This window comes from Bacillus cereus group sp. BfR-BA-01524 (genome assembly GCF_022662595.1).
Classification (GTDB): domain Bacteria; phylum Bacillota; class Bacilli; order Bacillales; family Bacillaceae_G; genus Bacillus_A; species Bacillus_A thuringiensis_S.
This window is the reverse complement of sequence record NZ_JAKUDW010000003.1, coordinates 38,847-60,039: the sequence shown is the minus strand read 5'-3', so window position 1 is coordinate 60,039 and position 21,193 is coordinate 38,847. Positions and strand designations below refer to the sequence as shown.

Sequence of the window (21,193 nt, the reverse complement as noted above, 5' to 3'; positions counted from 1 at the left end):
AAATTTCCTCCTGTTCATTATATCTTGAGGTGTAATATTGATTGCACAAAAAAGCCATTAATTCTATCAAACTTAGAAATAATGGCTTTTTTATAAAGGTATTATACTTATCTCATTTTATGTACTTCAGCAACTAGCTTTCCACCCTGAATGCCCATATAAAGCTTCACAGGTGCATCATTCGTATTTTCAAATACTAAATCTAAATATGGATATGCAATTGTAGCATCTCTTCCTTGTGGAACATAACCTACCGTTTTAGAATGTGTAGTTCTCTCCACCATTTTCAGGCCAGCTTGATCTGCTGCATTGTATAAAGTTGAAGATGTTTGACAAACACCACCGCCATATCCATCTACTAATTTACCATCAACTATTTCTTTCCCTAATTGATATCCTTTATCTGGTGTTGTATCACCGATTAATGAATTAAAAGAGAAACGGTCTCCTTTTGCTAACACAACTCCATTTATGCTCGCTGCTGACAAACGAATATTCTCAATACGGCCACCTGTTGAACCACCTAAGTTCGTTTCATATCTACCAATTACCGTACCATTTCCTTGCGCATCACTTAATGTTGCGACTGGTTTTTTCTCCACGATCGGCAACTGATACGTAGCATCCCACATACCAACATTTAACAATTTATCTACTAATTCTTTTTCCATTAATTCATAAGAAGGTTTTCCTTCTTGCCAACTTCCATCAGGTGCTATACGTGAAGGAACCATTTTTTTGTCGACGCTTTTTCCAACCTCACCAACAACCTTTGTTACAGACTTTTTAAATTTCGCTTCATCTTCGAAATAGCCTAAACCAGATAAATCTAATTTTTTCACTTCAGTACCAGTTCGGCCATCAACTAAACTAATAGTATCCTGCACTTCTGCTTTAGCCTCTACAGTGTACCCACCAATATCACTTACCAATGCAACATCACTTACTTTTGCACCACAGCCACTCACTACAGCTACACATAACACCCCAACTAATATACCCTTTACTTTACGGAACAATATACTCTCTCCCTTTCCCCAACATCACTATTATGTATTTATTTCATTTTTATGTATGTTTTGTTACAATCATTTTACAATATGTTTATAAAATGTTACAAGTTATTTTTCACTCTATATAAATTACTCTTTTCTTTTATAAATGTCTATACATATTTACATAAAAGTTTGAGTTTGATAGAATTGTAACTTTTATGTAAACTCTCCCCTTTATCCAGTATATACCATTAAGCAAAAGAAATTCAAATCAAAAACCTTCAAGCTATTTTTTATAAAGTGAAACTTTAATCAGTGGGGGTCTTACTGCCCGTTAATGCGGGATAAAGAGAAATCTCATCAACATAAATAGGTATTTGCCGTGCCACCGCTCCGCTTTTGCACATACATTATGGTGAATTCAACCTATTTTAAAGAAATGGAGGATGTTATTATGTATCCCTACAATCCATATGATCCATATAATCAATATGCATACCAACAACCACAGTATGACTTACAAGCACAATATCAATCTTATATAGATCAAGCAGAGCAAACGAATCCATATGACCAAAATAGACAATTCCAACTTCCAATCTCTTTTCCTGGCACTGGAAATCGTCAATTAGAAAGACGCGTAAATGAGCTTGAACAAAGAGTACGTCAACTAGAAAATACAGTTGAGCGCCATACACGTAGACTAAACCGCTTAAACCAACGTTTACGCACGGTAGAAAACAGACTAAACATTCCATTCGCAGCATTAGAAGACGGATTTTAATCGGAAAAATAAAATTTATATAAGGAAGGGGCTCCCCCTTCCTTATATAAATTGACGAAAGTTTTTTCCATCTCTATACTGATAAGAGTTAATGAAATGAAACAAGGTGATAAATATGGATTTTGAAATAAATTATCTTTCCTTTTATGTTGTACAAGTAGAAGGAAAAGGTGAAGCAGTTGATAAACGCTACAAACATTTTCAAACTTTAGACGCTGAAGAATATGAAGATAGCTCCTTAAAAGAATTTTTGAATGGTGAGTTATTAAAAATATCGAAGCGAAAAGTAGAACGTCATGCAAAAACAGAACAAGCCCCAACAAAAATTGGTCGCTTTATTGTAGAGGAGGGGCACGAACTTGATTCAAACCCTCATTACAACCTTTTTAATCGTATTCGCTTTGCAGAAACAAAGGACAACTTTAAAGATATGAGCGAACCTCTCGTTTATACATATCTTGACACAAGCGCTGTACGCGGTGGTGTATTTTTAATTGCTCAGGCAAAACTACGCAAATACTTTGATGACCCATTCGTATTCGTAATGAAATGCGACTTCGAACCAAAGGTTGCTTCTATTTCTGATGAATCAACACTGATTCGTAACGTTGAAATGGCCATCACAACAAAGAATATGAAATCTATCCAGTATCCATACATGCCTGAAGAAGGTATGGTTGAAGTAGGCGAACTAAAAATACACCAAGCATCACATGCCCGCTACTTTGAAGACTTCTTAAAATTCGTCGAATATGAACGCTCTATGCCTGAAATTATGAAAACACAGGTAATGGACATGGTATACGACCAAATTGAAGATGTATTTGAAGAAGGTACGGAAGAACGCGAACAATTCGACCAAGCGATGGAAGTATGGGCTGCCAGTCCGAAACGCGAAATTATGGAACAATTTTCAACCGAAGAAGTAATGGAAGCAACTGCCCAAATCGTCGAGCACGCTCCTGAAGTGGAATTAAAACTAAAAGCAGATCATATCTCTGTGAAGGCGTTACTTGCTGATTTCGGGGATCAAATACATATTGCGAAGGTAAATGACCGATATGTACTTATGATTGAAGCAGACACACTTACGTTTGAAAAGGGCTTCTCTCCTATTGAGTTTCTGAAGCCAGATGAGCTGCAAGATGTGATTGAGCGAATTGAGAATAAGCAACAGTATTCTTATGATCCGAACGGGATTGAATAAATCCTTCCATATATCTGTCTTTACTGGGCGCTTTTAATAAGCGCTCTTTTATTTTGAGCTTAGTTGATGTTTATATTAAAAAACGATTCTTAATAGAATCGTTTTTCCTGATTTATAACAAAAACATGCTTATTTTTAAAAATTATTATTGATCCAAGATATCAATTGTCGCAGAATCAAGTAAATTCCTTCCTTGTTGTACAAGCGTATTTCCATTAGAGTAGTCACTATATATGTTGGTAAAATGAAAACTTCACTTCACTACCTCAAATTTATTATACTCGTAAAAAGATAATTGAAAACGATATTCTGGATGCTCTCTCACCCAATCATAGGCTTCTTCTAAAATATCCATTTTGTTTTGCAAGTCATTAAGTTCACTACATTCGTCCCTTTTCTGTTTGCACAGAGGGCAGAATCCATTCACTATGTCGGCACTTGTCGCCCTAATAGTTTTACTTTTTAAGTCAACTACTAAACGAAGAAGAAAAGAATGCTCAGCTTTTGTAGTCACCGTCATTTCAGCAACCCCATCCTCATTCCAAAAGACACCGTTTAATTCCATCTGTACGGTGACGTCTTTAATATCCAAGTCTATCACTATCACACCTCCCTTGTATAAAACTCATATTTTACTCTTCGATTTTAATCTTTAATACACCACGCTTTAAAGATATATTAAGCTTTTTCCAATTCTTCTTCTTTGCTATGAAAGGAAGTATAATTACTGCTGATAGCGTGGTAAATATTATCCCCAAAACTACAACTGTTACAATGTTAAAGATTGCTTCCATTTAACTCTATCCTCTTTCATTTCTATGGGCTCTAATTTTATGAATGTATTTAAAAATTCTTACCACCCCTTAATTTTCAAAGCAATTATAATGGCCCAATCACAACAAATCAATTCCTATTTAATATGAATACTTTATTCATCCATCAGTATAATGATGTTAAATTTATGTAGCTAGAAATAGAGGAGAATGTCATTTAACCTCTACATTCTCCTCCATCTCAGCCAAATACCTAATCTGCCGCTCCGCTTTTCTCACTGCCGTAAGCAAATGTTTTTTCAGGAGTTCTACTGTATTTTCACTTATATAATATCTTTCCGTTATACTTTCCCACGTGTCGCTACTTTCAAATGTACTCCATTGATAAGGGCGTTCTGTATTTTTCTTTAGTTCTTTAAACACCCATTTTCGCATCTTTTTTTTCGCTTTTTCTGTTAGTTTTCCGTTTTTTACAAGTTCAAGTTCACCATGTCTTTTGTATCGCTTATTAATATCTCTCTCGCTATACACTTTAAGAAGTATATTTGCTGTATTTTCGGCATCTGCTAAAGCACGATGCTGTTTCCCTTCCCACATTAAAGCGAGCTGTTCTACCGCAAATTGTAAACTTGGCGTATGTTCAAACAATTCCTCATATGCTTGGAAAACAAATTTTTGCAAATCAATTCTACTTTCTTTTTCTATACTTGGGCATTCAACATCATGTAATGTACAATCATGAGATAGAAAGCGATAATCTTCTTTTCCCCATGAAACAAATATAGAACCTTCGCCGATGAACTGAATAAATTTCTCTATAATTTGAGGGAATTTTTCTACATCCATTAAATCTTTCTTTGTAATACCGGTTAATTTTGTTGTATGACGAGTTAATCTTGCACTTGGTTTTACTAACTCTGAAAATTCTTCAATTATCTTCATTGTACCTATTTCTATTTTTACAGCTCCGATATCAACTATTTCTGACGGATCTTCTGATTTATACGGTCTGAAATTCCTCTCAATATCAAACACAATAAAATGTGTAGCGTTTTTCAATTTATTTACCTCTTTCTAAATTCCTTTTCACACAAACACTTTATTTTCAGTATTTATTTATTCATGTACTTTATACAAAAATACTACGAATAAATAAATGAAAATTCAGTCTTATTATGATATGTAAGTAGGAGGACATCTATAAAAATGCAAAAAAAAGAAGGGCGAGCCCTTCTTTTTTCAAAAATTACTTCTTGTTTACGTTAGTAGCTTGAGGTCCACGGTTACCTTGTTCTACTTCGAAAGTAACTTCTTGACCTTCTTCTAAAGTTTTGAAGCCTTCGCCTTGGATAGCTGAGAAATGAACGAATACGTCTTCTCCGCCTTCAACTTCGATGAAACCGAAACCTTTTTCTGAGTTAAACCATTTTACTTTACCGTTTTGCATGAAAAAAATCCTCCTACAATGTACCTATATGTACATATTCATTTTCAACCACCTTACAATAATAAGCCAGATATTAAAAAACTGCAACCCCTGAGGAGATTTAACATTGCTATCCTCCTCGGAAGTTACAGCTCATTTAAATCTCTATATTATTAAAAGTAAAATGGTTTAAACATACTATATCATATCAATATAATAAAAGTAAAGTTTTTTTCTCAAATTATTTTTTGTTCCCACTGCATTGCTTTTAATTCACCTGATCCAGCTACTACATAACCATCTTTTTGATTAACAATGCGCCATCCGTGCCCTTTAACTGAATCACATACTGTAACAATACCTTCGTCAAGAAGTACACGGCACACACTACTAATACCCGCCTTATTTTGCGTTGAAGTTGTATATAAGACATGTTGGTCTACACTTAAGTCTAAATAGCTACTTGCTTTCTGCTCACTTTGACATGTATGCCAATATATTTTTTCACTTGCAATACTTTCATCTATTTTACAATAAGAAATATTCCCGCTAACTCCCTTGCACGATCCACTTGCCGCTACTAAATAAGAATTGTGTAAAGTCAACGCAGAGATCATTTGATTCATCGCAATTTTAATCCTCTTTAATTTACGTGTCTTCAAATCAAAGAGCCAAACACCACCATACTTAGCATGTATTTTCGTACCAATAAATAAGTAATGTTTATATAAAAATAATGATCGAATAGACGGTGCCGCACTGCCATACTCAAGAAACGGATGAATAGTCTCCCATGTCGAACCGAAATTATTAGAAAGATACAGCGTTTTTTCTCCATGAGCAATGACAGTTCCTTGTACATTGCTACATACATTCCAACTCGTTGCTTTTGTTGGAAAACGCTGAATTGTCCAGTTCTCTCCACCATTCATACTACGAATAAAAATCCCTTCGTCACCTACACCATAAACTACATTATCTTCGCTATGTAAATCCCTAATTCGTTTTTGAAAACCATTTAAAATTCGTTTCCATTCTCCGTCTTGTTCAACAAATAAGCCATTATATGTAGTAGCTAACAACAGTTTTCCATCTCTTAACTTTGTAATAGCAGTTGCACTTAACATTGTCTCCACGTTGACACTCCCATTCTTAGAACTTCTCAGCAAATGCAATTGCAAAATTACTGCATTTTTCAACATCCTCTTCATCTTCTGGAGCTAATTCAATTTTCAGCCCTTCTTGTACAAGCTCTGCACCTCGTTCTACAAGGCGTTCTTCAAATATCGTTACCGCTTCACAAAACAGTTCATACGCCGTATCACCTGATCCGAATACCGCTACCTTTTTCCCAGCTAAATCTATATTTTCTAAGTCCTCATGAAAATCTTCCGCTTCAAATGGTAATTCACCATCGCCCCACGTATAAGATCCTAAAATGATTCCATCATAAGCTAATAATTCTTCAGCATCCATGCCTTCCATCTCTTGCAATACTACTTCATGATCAAAAGCATCTAAACTAACTTTAATTAAATCAGCAATACTCTCTGTATTTCCTGACATACTTGCATAAGCTATTAAAATTTTTGCCACTTTGGCATCCCCCTCTAACAATAAATGATTCTCATTCTCATTATATTAATAATGAGAATCAATTTCAATTGATTTTTCTACTTTTATTTACATTTCACATCTGACTATTTATATTTCATTTTAAACATCTACATTCATATTCAACTATTGCCAAATCTATCTTCAAACATTATTGTATTATCATCATTTCACATTACTTATTTCAAATAAAAAATGTGTTTGTATCATGCTCAATCATTAATCAACTGTTCACTTTACAGAAAGAGGAGTCCTTATGATGAGAAAGTATTTTATTAGATTTTTAAAAGCAACCTCCCTTTTAACAATATTCTTACTAATAGGAGCTGCTATTATTTTATTCGGTACTGCATACGGTCATAATTTACGTGTTATCGCCGCCGAGAGTATTTTGACTTCTCAGCATCCTCAATATGCAAAATTCACGTTATTGTCTGATAAAGAATTAAATGATATTTATCAATCCATCACAAATCCAAAATGGAAAAATAGTGAATTTTTAACTTCTAAACTTTCAAAAAAAGAGTTAGAAAGACGAAAAGATTTACCACTAAATGTTTCTATTGAAACAATAAAGAAAAAATATAATGACCATTTTTTTGAAGGGAAATTAATGACAATTAGTAATCCATTCAACGTAAAACTTGTTACCCAGCAAGGTTCAGAAGGTAAAGACGTCGGAGAAAAAATATACGTAATGGCAAAGCGAAACCATGCAGTTGCCGCTGTCAATGCCAGTGGATTTTGGGATGAAACCGGGCATGGTGGTGGTAAAACTGGAATCGGTATTGTTATTGAAAACGGTAAAGTTATAAACACTCCGAAGGATATTAATACCCCTACCCTCACTAGTGGTATTACAAAATATGGACAAATGGTTTCTGGGGAGTTTTCTGCTAGCCAATTGTTAAATAAAAATGTTGTTTCCGCTGCTGGATTTATGCCTCAGCTAATTGTAAATGGAGAAAAAATGATTACAAATGATGGTGGTTGAGGATATGGCCCTCGAAGTATTATGGCCCAGAAAAAAGATGGCTCGATTATGTTTTTCGTCATTGATGGTAGACAACCTCACAGCATTGGTGCTTCCTTGAGAGATTGTCAAGATATTCTTTATGAAAAAGGTGCTGTCAATGCGATGGCAATGGACGGTGGATCATCAGCAACATTATATGCAATGGGAGATATTTTAAATATCCCTTCCACCTTATCTCATAAATCACGCTATTTACCAAACGCATGGGTAGTTAAAGCGAACCCTAAGCAACAAGTTCATGTAACAATAGACGGTAATTCTGCGAGCTCTCAAAAAATTTCTGAATTAACAAGTACGACCGCTATAGCTATCAATAAATAAAAAAAGCACAGATGACTATACAATCATCTGTGCTTTTTTATTACTTTTTAAAAATACCAAAAGGCTTTCCTACTGGTAAAACAACTTTTCCGAAGTGTGTATTTAACACTGCTGCTGCTGAACCATAGAAAGATAATAATGAAATAAGAAGTTCAGAATATGCTGCTAAATTATGCATTGCGTGCGGCATAACACCTAAAGTACTTAATGAAAGACCAATAAATAAGAAATCAATAAGGACGAAGATCATAAATAATACTTTATGTGTTTCCATTGCACCAATCGTCATAAAGATTGTGAAAATCAAATATCCGATAAAGGCTACACCAAGCTGTTTTGAATCTGCAGCTTGTGCTAATTTTTCGCCAAATACTCCAAGTTGAATTAACCAAGTCATTCCAACACCTAACCAAAATAGGCCGTACGCACCAAATGCTGTCGTACCGAATGTATTGTTATGCTTTGCATCGTGAATGCAAGCAAAGATTTGTGCAAATCCTCCTAAAAAGATTGCCCATGGTAATACAAGTGAAACGCCATCTGTTAAGCCTAACTTTTGAGATGATGCTACAAGTGTTACCATCGCTAATCCAAATAGACCAATTCCAGATGGATCCGCTGTTGTCATTTTCACATGATGTGTAGTAGTTTGATTGCTCATATAAACCTCCTGATTATAAACATACTCGAATACAATACTTAAATCAGAGGCCTATGTCAATGGTTTTTTTTGTATGTTGTCAGACGTTATATTTTATAATGATTAAATATATTTCCGACCACTTCATAAGGTTTTATATTCACTTTTTCCAACTCGTTTATCGGTAGCCATAACGGAATATAACTTCCTCTATCTTCCCGCTGAAATTCCTCAGCTGTTCCACTTTCAAACACTCCGCCAGTAATATAGGCACCATAATAATATTCATTTCCTTTATATTTTACCTTTGCAATAAGGTGCTCCACTTGTATATGTACCCCTAATTCTTCGTATACCTCTCTTTTCGTTGCCTCTTCAGGCGTTTCACCTTCCTCAATCCCTCCGCCAGGAAAAACATAATATGTTTCCTCTTCTCGAATACGTTTTATAAGAGCGATTTTCCCTTCCTGTACAATGATAGCCGCCCCGCGATTTCTTATCATTTTATTTCCTCAATACGAATCGCGACTGTTCCCCACTCTTTTTCTTGTTCTTTCGTATATATTTTGTATGTACTTTCTAACATTTCCTCTAAACTATCATTTTCACAATCCAATAATTTTTTATCAATTTGTTCATACATAGATTTAAAGCTCTCGTATCGCTTTATTTCCGTTACTTTTACCGTCATCATTTCTGTTGTCGTAAGATTCGTAAATACGATTTCATCGCCTTTGTTTATTAGTTGACGTTTTTTTATCGTATAGGCGTACTTCATATACTTTTTTTCCTGATTGAATTGACTGAAACGGTTTATTATATAAACCCATTTCGTATCGCATACATCCCACTCCCTTTTGGTCATTTCACCTATTAATACAGTTCACATTACTACATCTTGCATATAATATTCCATACGTATCACTTAATTAAGAAAGGAGGCTGAAGAAGCATGTTATATTTAAATCAAAAACCTGAATATAATAAATATGATATTGGTGATTATACTTATAGTAAAGTAGGGCCAACCATTTTTTCTTGGAACGATGAAACAAAATTAAAAATAGGTAAGTTTTGTTCATTAGCAGAAGAAGTCGTTTTCATACTTGGCGGTGAACATCGTGCAGACTGGATAACAACTTATCCATTTAATGCACTTTTTGATGAAGGAGCACATATTACTGGTCACCCTTCTTCAAAAGGTGATATCGTAGTCGGCAATGATGTATGGATTGGTTATCAATCCTGCATTTTATCTGGTGTTACAATTGGTAACGGGGCCATTATCGGCGCCAGGAGCGTTGTTACAAAAGACGTACCCCCGTATGCAATTGTAGCTGGTAATCCTGCAAAATTTGTTCGATATCGTTTCCCACAAGAAACGATTGACAAACTAGAGAATCTCGCATGGTGGGACTGGGACATTTCTGTTATAAAAGGAGCCATTCCATTACTACTCTCCGACAAAATCGACGAATTTTTCACCTCACCCGAAAATGAATCTATATGATTAAAACAGAAAGAGCATCCAATTATTTTTCAGGATGCTCTTTCTGTTTTTATTTTTTATGTCCATGCAAATGATTACACGGAGAACATTGAAATGGAATTTTATCTAAGCAATTAAAGTTTGTTTCACAAATTTGTTCAATCGTTGGAACAAATGGAATGACAACTATGTTACTTTCTACTATTTGTGTAACAGGTGGCAATACTGTGCCTACTTGATGTTCAAAACGAATATTCGCTTGATTTATATAATTTCCTGAACCATTTGGCGCACTCTGTACTGCTACTTGGAACGAAACTGTCCTTGCTTCACCAGGATTTAAACTTCCGATAAGAAACCCTACTGCCGGGCTTACATTCGGCACTGGCGTATTATCGACCGTTACACTTCCAGGAACAAATCGAACACTACTATCTAACATATCTTGAAAACGAATATTTTGCATTACAGTATCACCCGTATTTGTGATGACTGTCGTAAACGTAATGACATCTCCAATTGTTGCTGCCTGTAAATCTGCAGTTTTTACGACTGTCGTTGAGACATTTTGAGGAATAAACGGGATAACAACTGTATTACTATCACCTTCAACTACTACTGGCGGCTCATTCGGATTTACAGTTGCGAGCCCATTCGCTGTAGCAGTATTTGTAACTAAATTATTTATTTGCCCTCCTGTTATTACAACTTGGAAATTAATAATTGCTGCATCATTTGGCTGAAAATCACCTAACGGAATACCAGTATTCGGATTAGCGAATGGAAGAGGTACATCATTTACCGTTACCGTACCATTTATAAATAGCGTATTCGGATCAATGATATCTGTTAACACAATATTGGTCACAGGAACTGTACTATCATTTATAACAGCGATTCCGTAAGTGACAACATCCCCTATCATCGCTACTTCAAAGTTTGCTCCTTTTGCAACAAATAAGATTGCAGTATTTACCGTTACAATAACTGTATTGCTCGTGTCCATCACTGTAACTGGCGGCTCTCCTGGTACTAAAATATATTCTGCTAACGCTCCAGCAACGTTTACTACTGTTCCACCATCCGGAAAACTTGTAATCGTAGCTTCATATGTTACAAGTGCCGTCTCACCAACTGGTATATCAGGTATCGTAAATCCAATCTGCGGATTTAACCCCGGTTGCGGAACCCCATTTATTGTTACACTATTTGGAACGAAATCAGCTTCCTGAGATAGCACATCGATAAATTGAACATTCATTGCATCAGCAGTACCAGTATTTAATATACGAACAGTATACGTTACCGTTTCTCCTACACCAACAACTGAATGGTCTACTTCTTTTAGCATATCTAAGCTGCCTCTATTTACCGGCGTAACCGTCGTATTACTTGAATTTGTAATTGTAGACGGAGGTTCTCCTGGAATCAATTCGAAATCACCCGTTACTCTTGCTGTATTCATAATGCTACTAGAAGGCGGAACTGCGATTACATTTACTTCAAATGTAATTAATACACTATCCCCTACTGCAAGATCAGGCAATGCAAAGCCTACAAATGGATCTAAACCTACTTGCGGAATCCCATTTATTTGTACACTTCCAGGAACGAATTCTAAACTAGGTGATGGAACATCGATAAACTGAACATTCGTTGCTGTTACTGTTCCTGTATTTGTAACTTGCACACTATAAGTTAACGTATCTCCTAATCGTGTAGCTTCTTTATTTACAGATTTTATAACGCTGAATCGTCCTCTATTCACTCTAGTTATCGTCGTATTACTCGGCTCTGTTACTACAACCGGTGGCTCTCCTGGCACTAAAGTAAAGCTTCCTGTTATATTTGCAACGTTCGTAATTGTTCCTGATGACGGGATGTTTGTAACTGTCGCTTGAAACGTCACTATAACTGTTTCACCTACCGGTATATCTCCAACTCCAAATCCAGTAATTGGATTTAAGTTTGGTTGCGAGGCTCCATTTATCGTTACACTATTTGGTACAAATGACGCCCCTGCTGAAATGGTATCAACAAACTGAACAGCATTAGCTGTTACTGTTCCTGTATTCGTTATTTGAACCGTATACGTTAATATATCTCCAACGAGAGTAGCAACCCTATTTACTTGTTTAATAACATTAAATTGCCCTCTATTTACAGTTGTAAGTGTTGTATTGCTCGGCTCTGTTACTATAACTGGTGGTTCTCCTGGTACTAATACAAAACTTCCAGTTACATTTGCCGTATTGGCAATTGTTCCGTTTGATGGCGCACTAACAACGGTTACTTGGAAGATGACTTCTACACTTTCACCTGGATTTATATCTGGAAGCGGGAATCCGTTATTCGGATTGAATCCAGTTTGTAACACACCATCTATCGTTACACTGTTCGGCACAAATGCTATAGAGGAAGGTAATACATCACTATATTGAACATTCGTTGCTGGCACTGTTCCTGTATTTTGAACTACTGTTGTATATGTGATTGTATCGCCTACTGCAACAACCGGCTGACTCACTGATTTTAAAACATTCAAACCAGGCTCATTGATTTCCGTTAATGTCGTATTACTTGTCGTCGTTTCCGTAATAGGCGGTTCTGTTTCACTTACAGCAAATGTAGCTGTAACGTCTACAAAATTAACAATCGTTCCACCTTCTGGTATGCTTGTAACCACTTCCTGATATGTGACAAGTACAAAATCATCGACAGGTATATCTGGAACTGTAAAACCAATGAAAGGATCTAATCCTGGTGCTGGTACCCCGTTTATGCTCACACTTCCTGGTACAAATGCTACACCCGCGGAAGTAGTATCGATAAATTGAACATTCGTCGCTGGCACTGTTCCGAAATTAAAAATCAATACATCATACGTTAATATTTCCCCTACCGTCGCTACTTCTTTATCTACTAGTTTCAATGGAAAAATAAACGCTATATTAATTGTCGTAACGACTAAATTTGTTAATATCGTTTCCGTAATCGGTGGTTCCTGCGGATTTGGTTGTGAAGTAAATGTAACATCTGCATCATTTAATATGACTTCATTATCTGGAATTTCTGTAATCGTCACTTGGAATGTGACCTCAATACTTCCACCAGCGATTAATAATGGAGTAACTGTAAATCCTATTTCTGGATTTAAACCAAGTTGCTGCACTCCACCTATCGTTACACTATTGTCAACAAACGTCGTTCCTTCTGGTATGACATCTTGGAAGAACACATCTGTAACAGAGATAATTCCTACGTTTGAAATGAGCACAGTATACGTTAATACATCCCCAACGGCCCCAGTTGCAACATCAACTGTTTTTGTTGCAGTTACTTCACCAGGAGGAGGTAACGGTATTGTAACTACCGTTGTATTACTTGAATTCGTTGTTGTTACAGGTGGCTGTAAAGGATTTAATAAGAAAGTGGCTGTAGCAGATGCTGTATTTAATACTGCTCCACGTGTAGACGGTGCAACTACCGTAACTTGGAACGTTACTGTCAATGATGTTCCAGCTGCAATATTAGGAAGCGGGAAACCAACATTTGGGTCAAATCCAGGTTGTGGCGTTCCATTTATCGTTACACTATTTGCTACAAAAGTTGTTTCTAAAGCAATTGGATCAAGGAAAGAGACATTCGTTGCTGTTACTGTACCGTTATTTCGAATGACAACAGAATACGTGTAAGTTTCTCCAAGTGCTGCTTGTTGTACAGATGAAGATTTTTGTATATTTAACTGTGCTGTGTTTACTTGCGTCACTACAAAATTACTATTTGTAACAGTCGTTATTGGAGGGTTTGCTGGATTTATAAGAAAACTTGCAGTAACGTTCGATTGGTTTCTTATATTTCCACCGCTCGGAACACTCGTCACTGTAACTTGAAACGTAATCGTAGCCGTTTGCCCGACCGGAATATTTGGTACCGGGAAACCTAGCATAGGATCCGCGCCTTGCTGTACGACTCCATTTATCGTCACACTATTTGCTACAAACGCAGTACCAGATGGAATTGGATCTTGAAAAACAATATTCGTTGCAGGAACAGTTCCTGTATTTTGAATAAGAATCGTATACGTTAACGTATCTCCTACACCGGCTTGTGGTGTATTTACACTTTTTATTACATTAATTGATCCTACATTCACTCGTGTCACAACGGTATTACTAATTGTTACAATTGTAATTGGTGGCTGCAACGGGCTTACTTGAAAATCGGCAGTTACATTTGCATTATTCGGAAGCGCCCTATTTGGTGGTACACTCGTGATTGTCACTTGGAAAGTAACTGTTACCATCCCTCCTACTGGAATATTAGCAAGTGGAAATCCAGTTGTTGGGTTTAAACCTGATTGAGGTGTCCCGTTTATTGTTACACTATTCGCTACAAAAGTGGTTCCGACTGGAATCGGATCAAGGAATGATACATTTGTTGCTGCTACTGTTCCACTATTTTGTATACGAACTGTATACGTTAACGTATCTCCTACACCGGCTTCAGTAGCACTTACACTTTTCATTACATTTAACCCTGAAGAATTCACGACCGTCATAACAGTATTACTTGGTACTGTTACAGTAATCGGTGGCTCTGTTGGATTTACAAGGAAATCTCCAGTTACATTCGCATTATTTACGACATTATTTCCTTGGGGAATTTCATCAATTAATACTTCAAACGTAACAATAACACTTGCGCCAGTAGGCAAATCATTTAATGGGAATCCTAGTCCTGGATCTGCCCCCTCTTGTAAAACTCCATTAACCAATACACTATTTTCAATAAATAATGTCCCTTGCGGAATTGAATCTTGGAAAAACACATTTGTAGCTGGTACACTACCTGCATTTATAACTTCGATTGTATATACTAAAACATCCCCTACTGTTGCAACATCCGTATTCACTGCTTTCACAACTTCAAAGTTTCCTGATTGTATTGTCGTATTCACAACATTACTCGGTACATTGATTGTTACTGGTGGTTCATTCGGATTCACTTGAAAGCTTGCTGTTACATTTGCTTGATTTAAAATATCTTCATTTTCTGGATTCTGTACAATTACTACGTCAAATGTGACTACAACCGTTTGAGCCGCAGGAATATTCGGAAGAGAGAATCCTGTATTCGGATTTAGTCCACTTTGCTGTACTCCATTAATTGTTACAGAATTTGCAACAAATGAAACCGCAGAAGAAATAGGGTCTTGGAAAAATACATTTGTTAACGGAACGTTCCCTGTATTTTGGACGGCAATTGTGTACGTTAAAGTATCCCCTACCGCCGCTTGCGTTGTATTTACTTCTTTTATTAAATTTAAACCGCCTGTATTAACTTGTGTCACAACTGTATTCGTTTGTCTATTAATTGTTATCGGTGGCTGATTCGGAATAACGACGAAATTAGCAGATACATTTCCGCGATTTGCAATCGTACCTCCCGATGGTGTAGATGTTACTCGTACTTGAAATGTAACAGTCCTACTTCCGCCAGGAGATATATTAGCTACTGTAAACCCAGTCGCTGGATTTACCCCAGGTTGTGAAACCCCGTCCACAGTCACACTATTTGCGATAAATGTCGTTCCAATTGGGATTGGATCTTGAAAAATAACGTTCGTTGCAAGTACATTTCCTGTATTTTGAATTGTTACCGTGTACGTAAGAACGTCGTTAACCGTTGCAAAAGCTTTATCCACTGTTTTTCTCGTTGTTATATCAGCTATATTAATTGTCGTAACTACAGTATTACTTGTCGCTTGCCCTGAAACTGGTTGTTGACCAGGCACTGGAGTAAAGTTAAATGTTACACTCGCACGGTTTGGAATTGGATTGACAAGAGGGTTCGATGTTACTCGAACTTGAAAGCGCACTACAGTCGTTTGCGATGCATTAATACTCCCAAGATTAATACTACTTGCCGGATTCGCTCCTGGACGTGCTACTCCATTCACTGTAACGCTATTTGGAACAAATGTTGTTCCAGCAGGTATACTATCAACAAAAATAACATTGTTTGCAGTAACGTTCCCATTATTTGTGACATTAACTGTGTACGTTAATACATCATTAAGCGTTGCCGTCTGTAAATCTACAGATTTTTGCATACTTATAGTTGCTTGATTCACTGTCGTTTGTACTGTGTTTGAAGAAGAAGTACTTGTAATAGGAGGACTACCAACGAAAGGACGGAATTGATATGACACCATTGCACGATTTAAAATAGGATTGGGATTCGGGAATGATGTTATTCGAACTTGAAATGTAACAATTCTTTGCATGTTATTTGGGATTATACCTAAATTAATTCCATTAGCAGGGTTTGCATTCGGTTGTGTTCCTCCACCTACTGTTACACTACCTGCTATAAACGTCGTTCCGTTCGGAATACTATCACGTAATACAACGTTTTCTGCACTTCCTGTCCCTGTATTTGGGACCGTAATCGTATAAGTGAGAGTATCCCCTACCCCTGCGACTGTTCTATTAACCGATTTAACAGGATTAATAATTGGACCTGTTGCATCAATTTGAACACCAAAACCAGCTGCAGCGTATCCATCTCCATTTGTAACAAATCGAACTGTTGCTGACGTTTGATTATTTACTAATGATGCAGAGGCATTTACATTCGTAATATCCCATCCTTGTCTTCGGACAGCTAAAGCTATCCCTAACGGCTGATTCAAATCTCCAAATGTCCCGGTTGTATCTAACTCTCCAATGTCATTACAAATTTGAGACTGGAAGAAATTATTCGCAGGGTTTCTCGGTCCGAATAATGCCACTGTAGCATTTGCATTCGGTCCAAAGCGAAGTTGATCTCCAACAATGTTAGAATCGCCTTCTTGAGCAGTTACGAGCACTCTTCCTGTAACAGCTCCTGTTGCCGGCGTAGCAAATCCTGAAATAGTAGCATCAACTGGTGGTGATGAAGCATCAATAATTTCTTGGCCTGCATATACTGACAAATTTCGAAGTGGTAAACTTGCATTTTGATACACAACCTCAAGCGTCCATCCAGCTGAACGACTGATTGTCGGGTCAGCTGAAGTTCTTGCAGCTGGCACGGCACCTGTTGTATATGTGCCTGCTCCACCTGCACTAACAAGGTTCGTTACATTGGCAGAGCGAGCATAATAAAACTGGTTTCCTACTGAACCTTGCTGCGCGGTAGCAGGATCTGGCGTAACAGAAAACGTCCCTGCTGGCGTTGTAAATGTAATGTTATCATTTAAAAATGGTAAAACATCTTCCGTATCAGTCCGGAAAGTACCAGCCCAAACTAATTCTGCATATAACACACTGCTTCCCGCTGGAAGATTTAAAATTGCACTTGAAGAATTCAATTGCCATTCATCTGTTGTCCCTGCTGGGAATCCTGGTACTTGCAACGCTGTATTTACTGTCGTAAACACAGCAAGTGTACCAAAAATATTACCTGGTGCAGGTGATGTAGGGCTAAGCCCCAGCGTATTCCCAGTGAACGTGACGGCACCAGGTACTGTTGTCGTAAAACGATTTATAAAAGGCACACAATCATCTCATTTCATTTATAGTAAAAAGTGCTCTATACTATAAAATGTAGACAACCTATGGGATGTACGTTGTCCAACAAAATTCCGCACATATGAGAGGAGTTTATAAAACTATGCGCTACATTATTATAACAGGAACTTCACAAGGTTTAGGTGAGGCAATCGCTGCGCAATTGTTAGAAGAAAGTACAACTGTCATCTCTATTTCTAGAAGAGAAAATAAAGAGCTTACTAAACTTGCAGAACAATATAACAGCAATTGCATTTTTCATTCCCTCGATCTTCAAGATGTACATAACTTAGAAACTAACTTTAAAGAAATTATTTCATCTATTAAAAAAGACAATGTATCCTCTATTCATTTAATTAATAATGCAGGTACAGTTGCACCTATGAAGCCGATTGAAAAAGCTGAAAGCGAACAATTCATTACGAACGTTCACATTAATTTACTTGCACCTATGATTCTTATATCTACATTTATGAAACATACGAAAGACTGGAAAGTAGATAAACGCGTTATTAACATTTCATCTGGTGCAGGAAAAAATCCTTACTTTGGCTGGGGCGCTTATTGTACAACGAAAGCTGGTGTAAATATGTTTACACAGTGCGTAGCAACTGAAGAAGTAGAAAAAGAATATCCAGTAAAAATCGTCGCTTTTGCACCTGGTGTTGTTGATACAAATATGCAATCACAAATTCGCGAAACAAATAAAGAAGACTTCATAAATTTGGACCGCTTCATCACACTAAAAGAAGAAGGAAAACTACTATCACCTGAATACGTTGCGAAAGCAATTCGTAACTTACTAGAAACTGAGAATTTTCCGCAAGGTGAAGTAATTCGAATTGATGAATAACAAAAAGGCACGCTTTAATAGCGTGCCTTTTCATTTTATTTCTCTAAAAATATAAGTACAGACTCCATCAACTTCTCATAACCAATCTCTTGATAAATTTTATTTGATGTTGGATTTGCCAAGTCAGTATATAATGTCGTTGTTTTGTAACCTTCGCCTAACATACGTTGACTAAGTGCAGCGACACAACTAGATGCGTACCCTTTTGTCCGTTCTTCTTTCGGCGTATATACGAAATTAACTGTTATATTATTTGTAGTTGGTCTCGTTTTTGCAGCTACAGAAACAAGTTTCCCGTCTACTTCTAGACCAAAAAGACGACGATTAGTAATTAATGTATGAGCGGTTTGTTTCGCTTCTTCTTTCGTAGTAGGAAGCTTCACATCTTCGCAAAATTGATATATCCACTGTTCTATTAATGGTAGCTCCTCACTACTTACTTCTCGAAAGATTCCATCTCCGTTCCATTTTTTCTTTACTTGTTTTAATTCATATACACCTTGCTCCATTGCAACAGTAGTTTTTTTCTGTTCTAACGTCGCAATCTCTTCCGCTAATTTCTGTACAATTTTCTTATTACCAATTAATCCAGGAACATTTGGATATACTTTCGTTAATTTTTTTGCAAGTTCCACGATGTCCTCTTCCACAATTTCAGACGTAGCAACAATGATTTGTTTCTTTTCTTCTGTTTGAAGAAATACAACTACAATTTCTTCCTCTTGTTTTGCTACCCCCATAAATATCGGTTGTTGGACCATTTGTAATACACCTAATATAAGATTATTTTCCTGCTCATTCTTTTCTAAAAATGGTGTAACCTCTTCTTTAAAATTAAGAATCTCTTCATATACATGTAATTGAATCATCGACAATCTCTTCTCTCTATTTATATTTTAATTAAGTATTGGCGATTAATTCATTAAATCCCTCTTTTACGATTCAATAATATTCAAAGCTAATGTATTCAAAGCATTTTCAGCTTGTAAAATTCTCTGTTTTTCCTTTTTAAATACATCTTCTTCTTTTCGAAAGGACTCTTTTCGATTTTTAATCATACGCTTCATTTCTTTTTTACTCGGTCCACCGTATACATTTCTTTTTTGAATAAAAGCTTCTGGCGATATAATTTCTTTCCACTCTTTTTCTAATAGATTTATATTAAATTTTTCTTGCAAATAGATATTTACATCTTTGAAATGTAATTCATGTAGTTCTTTTTTCTGCTCCAATGACATATTTGCAATAGCACTTGCTGCATGATGAGCATGCCGAAATGGAATTTCATAGTTTTTTGTTAAAACATCGGCGAAATCCGTTATCGTTATTGCATGTTTATAGGAACGACTTTTTAACGTTTCTTCTTCTACTTTCATCGTTCGGATCACTGCATTCATCATACAAAAAACACGAGTTGCCTTTTCAATCCCTTTATATAAATATGGCTGCAAGTCATCTTCCGTATCGACAATATCACCAAATGGTGTATTATGAATCATTTGAAATACTGTAAATGCTTCTCCTAAAGCACTACTCGTAATTGCACGAGCGTGTTCAATTGAAACTGGATTTCGTTTTTGCGGCATAATACTACTAATTTGTACATATGGCTTTGCAACAGTAATACCGTCATATTCTTTCGTTGCTAACAACAAAAAGTCATGAATCCATCTACTCGTATTCGTCATCATTACCATAAGTAGCGAGCTAACTTCTAATAAATAATCCGCTCCGGCAACAGCATCATATGAGTTCTCAATTACAGTTGTAAATCCAAGTAGATAAGCAACTCGTTCTCGTTTAATCGGGAAACTTGTTGTAGAGAGTGCAGCCGCCCCCATTGGAGACTGATTTAAAAGCTGGTATGTTTTTTTCATTCGTTCTAAATCTCTTTGCATCGTATCATAAATTGCTAAAGTATAATGACCAAATGTTGTTGGCTGTGCCGGTTGTGTATGTGTATAAGCTGGCATGATCGTTTCCTTATGATCAGCAGCAAGTTGCAGTATACTTTCTTGCAATAGCAAATGATGTTCCATTAATCGTAATACATATCGCCTTAAACTCATGCGATACATCGTTACACCCATATCATTTCTACTTCTACCAATATGCATATTACTGACAAAATCGCATTTCGCTTCTTGAGAAATTAAATGTTCGACTAAAAAAAAGAGGTCTTCATGCTGCTCTGTATATACCAATTTATCTTTTGGTATTCGCTCTACTTTTCTAAGTGCGTTTAATATAACTTTAGCTTCTTCTATTTTCATTAAACTTTCTTCAGTTAGCATCGTAATATGTGCTTTATGCACTTGAAACATATCTTTCAATAAGTGATTTCGTTGAAAATCAAATACATGTTGTAATACACAATCCACATATGTTTTTCCAGGGAAATCAGCGCCTTCACTCTTTATAAACTCTCCCTTACTCTGTTTCATCACCTTTTCCCCTCTCACCTAAGTATTACTACCCATCATACCCAGAGATAGAAAA

16 protein-coding genes and 2 pseudogenes are annotated in these 21,193 nt (G+C 36.4%); 5 read left to right on the top strand and 13 right to left on the bottom strand.

From position 1 onward, the window contains the following. Positions 1-107: 107 nt before the first annotated feature. On the bottom strand, positions 108-1,019 hold the full coding sequence (locus MR170_RS01875; RefSeq protein WP_242306954.1) for a VanW family protein: 912 nt from the start codon (positions 1,017-1,019) through the stop codon (positions 108-110). Positions 1,020-1,449: 430 nt separating this feature from the next. Here MR170_RS01875 and MR170_RS01870 point away from each other — a divergent pair, with 430 nt between their 5' ends. After that, the gene (locus MR170_RS01870; RefSeq protein ID WP_000283711.1) at positions 1,450-1,779 is read left to right on the top strand and encodes a hypothetical protein; all 330 of its coding nucleotides are present in this window, start codon (positions 1,450-1,452) and stop codon (positions 1,777-1,779) included. Positions 1,780-1,894: 115 nt separating this feature from the next. Continuing rightward, positions 1,895-2,986 carry a DUF3900 domain-containing protein gene (locus MR170_RS01865; RefSeq protein WP_000345035.1) on the top strand — a complete coding sequence of 364 codons (1,092 nt, stop codon included), beginning with the start codon at positions 1,895-1,897 and terminating at the stop codon, positions 2,984-2,986. A 253-nt stretch (positions 2,987-3,239) separates the two neighbouring features. Here the strand turns inward: MR170_RS01865 and MR170_RS01860 are convergent, their stop codons facing one another. The 6 genes from MR170_RS01860 to MR170_RS01835 form a co-directional block, all read right to left on the bottom strand. After that, positions 3,240-3,587, bottom strand: a complete 348-nt coding sequence (locus MR170_RS01860) for a hypothetical protein (protein WP_029442991.1) — start codon at positions 3,585-3,587, stop codon at positions 3,240-3,242. Between the two features lie 31 nt (positions 3,588-3,618). Beyond that, a complete protein-coding gene (locus MR170_RS01855) occupies positions 3,619-3,780 on the bottom strand; it encodes a hypothetical protein (protein WP_000387294.1) in 162 nt (53 codons plus the stop codon). 192 nt (positions 3,781-3,972) lie between these two features. Further along, on the bottom strand, positions 3,973-4,818 hold the full coding sequence (locus tag MR170_RS01850) for an exonuclease (protein WP_242306952.1): 846 nt from the start codon (positions 4,816-4,818) through the stop codon (positions 3,973-3,975). A 187-nt stretch (positions 4,819-5,005) separates the two neighbouring features. Continuing rightward, positions 5,006-5,206 (bottom strand): cold shock-like protein CspB, encoded by a 201-nt coding sequence (gene cspB / locus MR170_RS01845; RefSeq protein ID WP_001179150.1) that lies wholly within the window; start codon positions 5,204-5,206, stop codon positions 5,006-5,008. 215 nt (positions 5,207-5,421) lie between these two features. After that, a complete protein-coding gene (locus tag MR170_RS01840) occupies positions 5,422-6,321 on the bottom strand; it encodes a WD40/YVTN/BNR-like repeat-containing protein (protein ID WP_048564501.1) in 900 nt (299 codons plus the stop codon). 16 nt (positions 6,322-6,337) lie between these two features. Beyond that, positions 6,338-6,781, bottom strand: coding sequence for a flavodoxin (locus MR170_RS01835; RefSeq protein WP_001062758.1), 444 nt, complete (start codon positions 6,779-6,781; stop codon positions 6,338-6,340). Between the two features lie 277 nt (positions 6,782-7,058). Here MR170_RS01835 and MR170_RS01830 point away from each other — a divergent pair. Then, positions 7,059-8,156: pseudogene (locus tag MR170_RS01830) on the top strand (phosphodiester glycosidase family protein). 40 nt (positions 8,157-8,196) lie between these two features. Here the strand turns inward: MR170_RS01830 and MR170_RS01825 are convergent. The 3 genes and pseudogenes from MR170_RS01825 to MR170_RS01815 all read right to left on the bottom strand — a co-directional run bounded on the left by MR170_RS01825 (position 8,197) and on the right by MR170_RS01815 (position 9,638). Further along, positions 8,197-8,817: an acetate uptake transporter gene (locus tag MR170_RS01825; RefSeq protein WP_000070938.1), complete on the bottom strand. Its 621-nt coding sequence runs from the start codon at positions 8,815-8,817 to the stop codon at positions 8,197-8,199. 86 nt (positions 8,818-8,903) lie between these two features. After that, positions 8,904-9,299 carry an NUDIX hydrolase gene (locus MR170_RS01820; protein WP_242306950.1) on the bottom strand — a complete coding sequence of 132 codons (396 nt, stop codon included), beginning with the start codon at positions 9,297-9,299 and terminating at the stop codon, positions 8,904-8,906. Continuing rightward, positions 9,296-9,638, bottom strand: a pseudogene (locus MR170_RS01815) (ASCH domain-containing protein). The gene MR170_RS01820 and the pseudogene MR170_RS01815 overlap by 4 nt, the downstream one beginning before the upstream one ends. Before the next feature lie 110 nt (positions 9,639-9,748). Between MR170_RS01815 and MR170_RS01810 the strand changes: the two are divergent. Then, the gene (locus tag MR170_RS01810; RefSeq protein ID WP_000966308.1) at positions 9,749-10,306 is read left to right on the top strand and encodes a CatB-related O-acetyltransferase; all 558 of its coding nucleotides are present in this window, start codon (positions 9,749-9,751) and stop codon (positions 10,304-10,306) included. A 49-nt stretch (positions 10,307-10,355) separates the two neighbouring features. Here MR170_RS01810 and MR170_RS01805 read toward each other — a convergent pair whose 3' ends face one another. Then, positions 10,356-17,828: a DUF11 domain-containing protein gene (locus tag MR170_RS01805; RefSeq protein ID WP_242306949.1), complete on the bottom strand. Its 7,473-nt coding sequence runs from the start codon at positions 17,826-17,828 to the stop codon at positions 10,356-10,358. A 116-nt stretch (positions 17,829-17,944) separates the two neighbouring features. Here MR170_RS01805 and MR170_RS01800 point away from each other — a divergent pair, with 116 nt between their 5' ends. Beyond that, positions 17,945-18,694, top strand: a complete 750-nt coding sequence (locus tag MR170_RS01800) for a (S)-benzoin forming benzil reductase (protein ID WP_242306948.1) — start codon at positions 17,945-17,947, stop codon at positions 18,692-18,694. A 35-nt stretch (positions 18,695-18,729) separates the two neighbouring features. On the opposite strand, the gene MR170_RS01795 is transcribed toward MR170_RS01800, so the two are convergent. Both MR170_RS01795 and argH read right to left on the bottom strand, forming a co-directional pair. Continuing rightward, positions 18,730-19,563: a GNAT family N-acetyltransferase gene (locus MR170_RS01795; protein WP_016080715.1), complete on the bottom strand. Its 834-nt coding sequence runs from the start codon at positions 19,561-19,563 to the stop codon at positions 18,730-18,732. A gap of 66 nt (positions 19,564-19,629) precedes the next feature. Then, positions 19,630-21,138, bottom strand: coding sequence for an argininosuccinate lyase (argH, locus tag MR170_RS01790; RefSeq protein WP_226604081.1), 1,509 nt, complete (start codon positions 21,136-21,138; stop codon positions 19,630-19,632). Positions 21,139-21,193 lie beyond the last annotated feature (55 nt).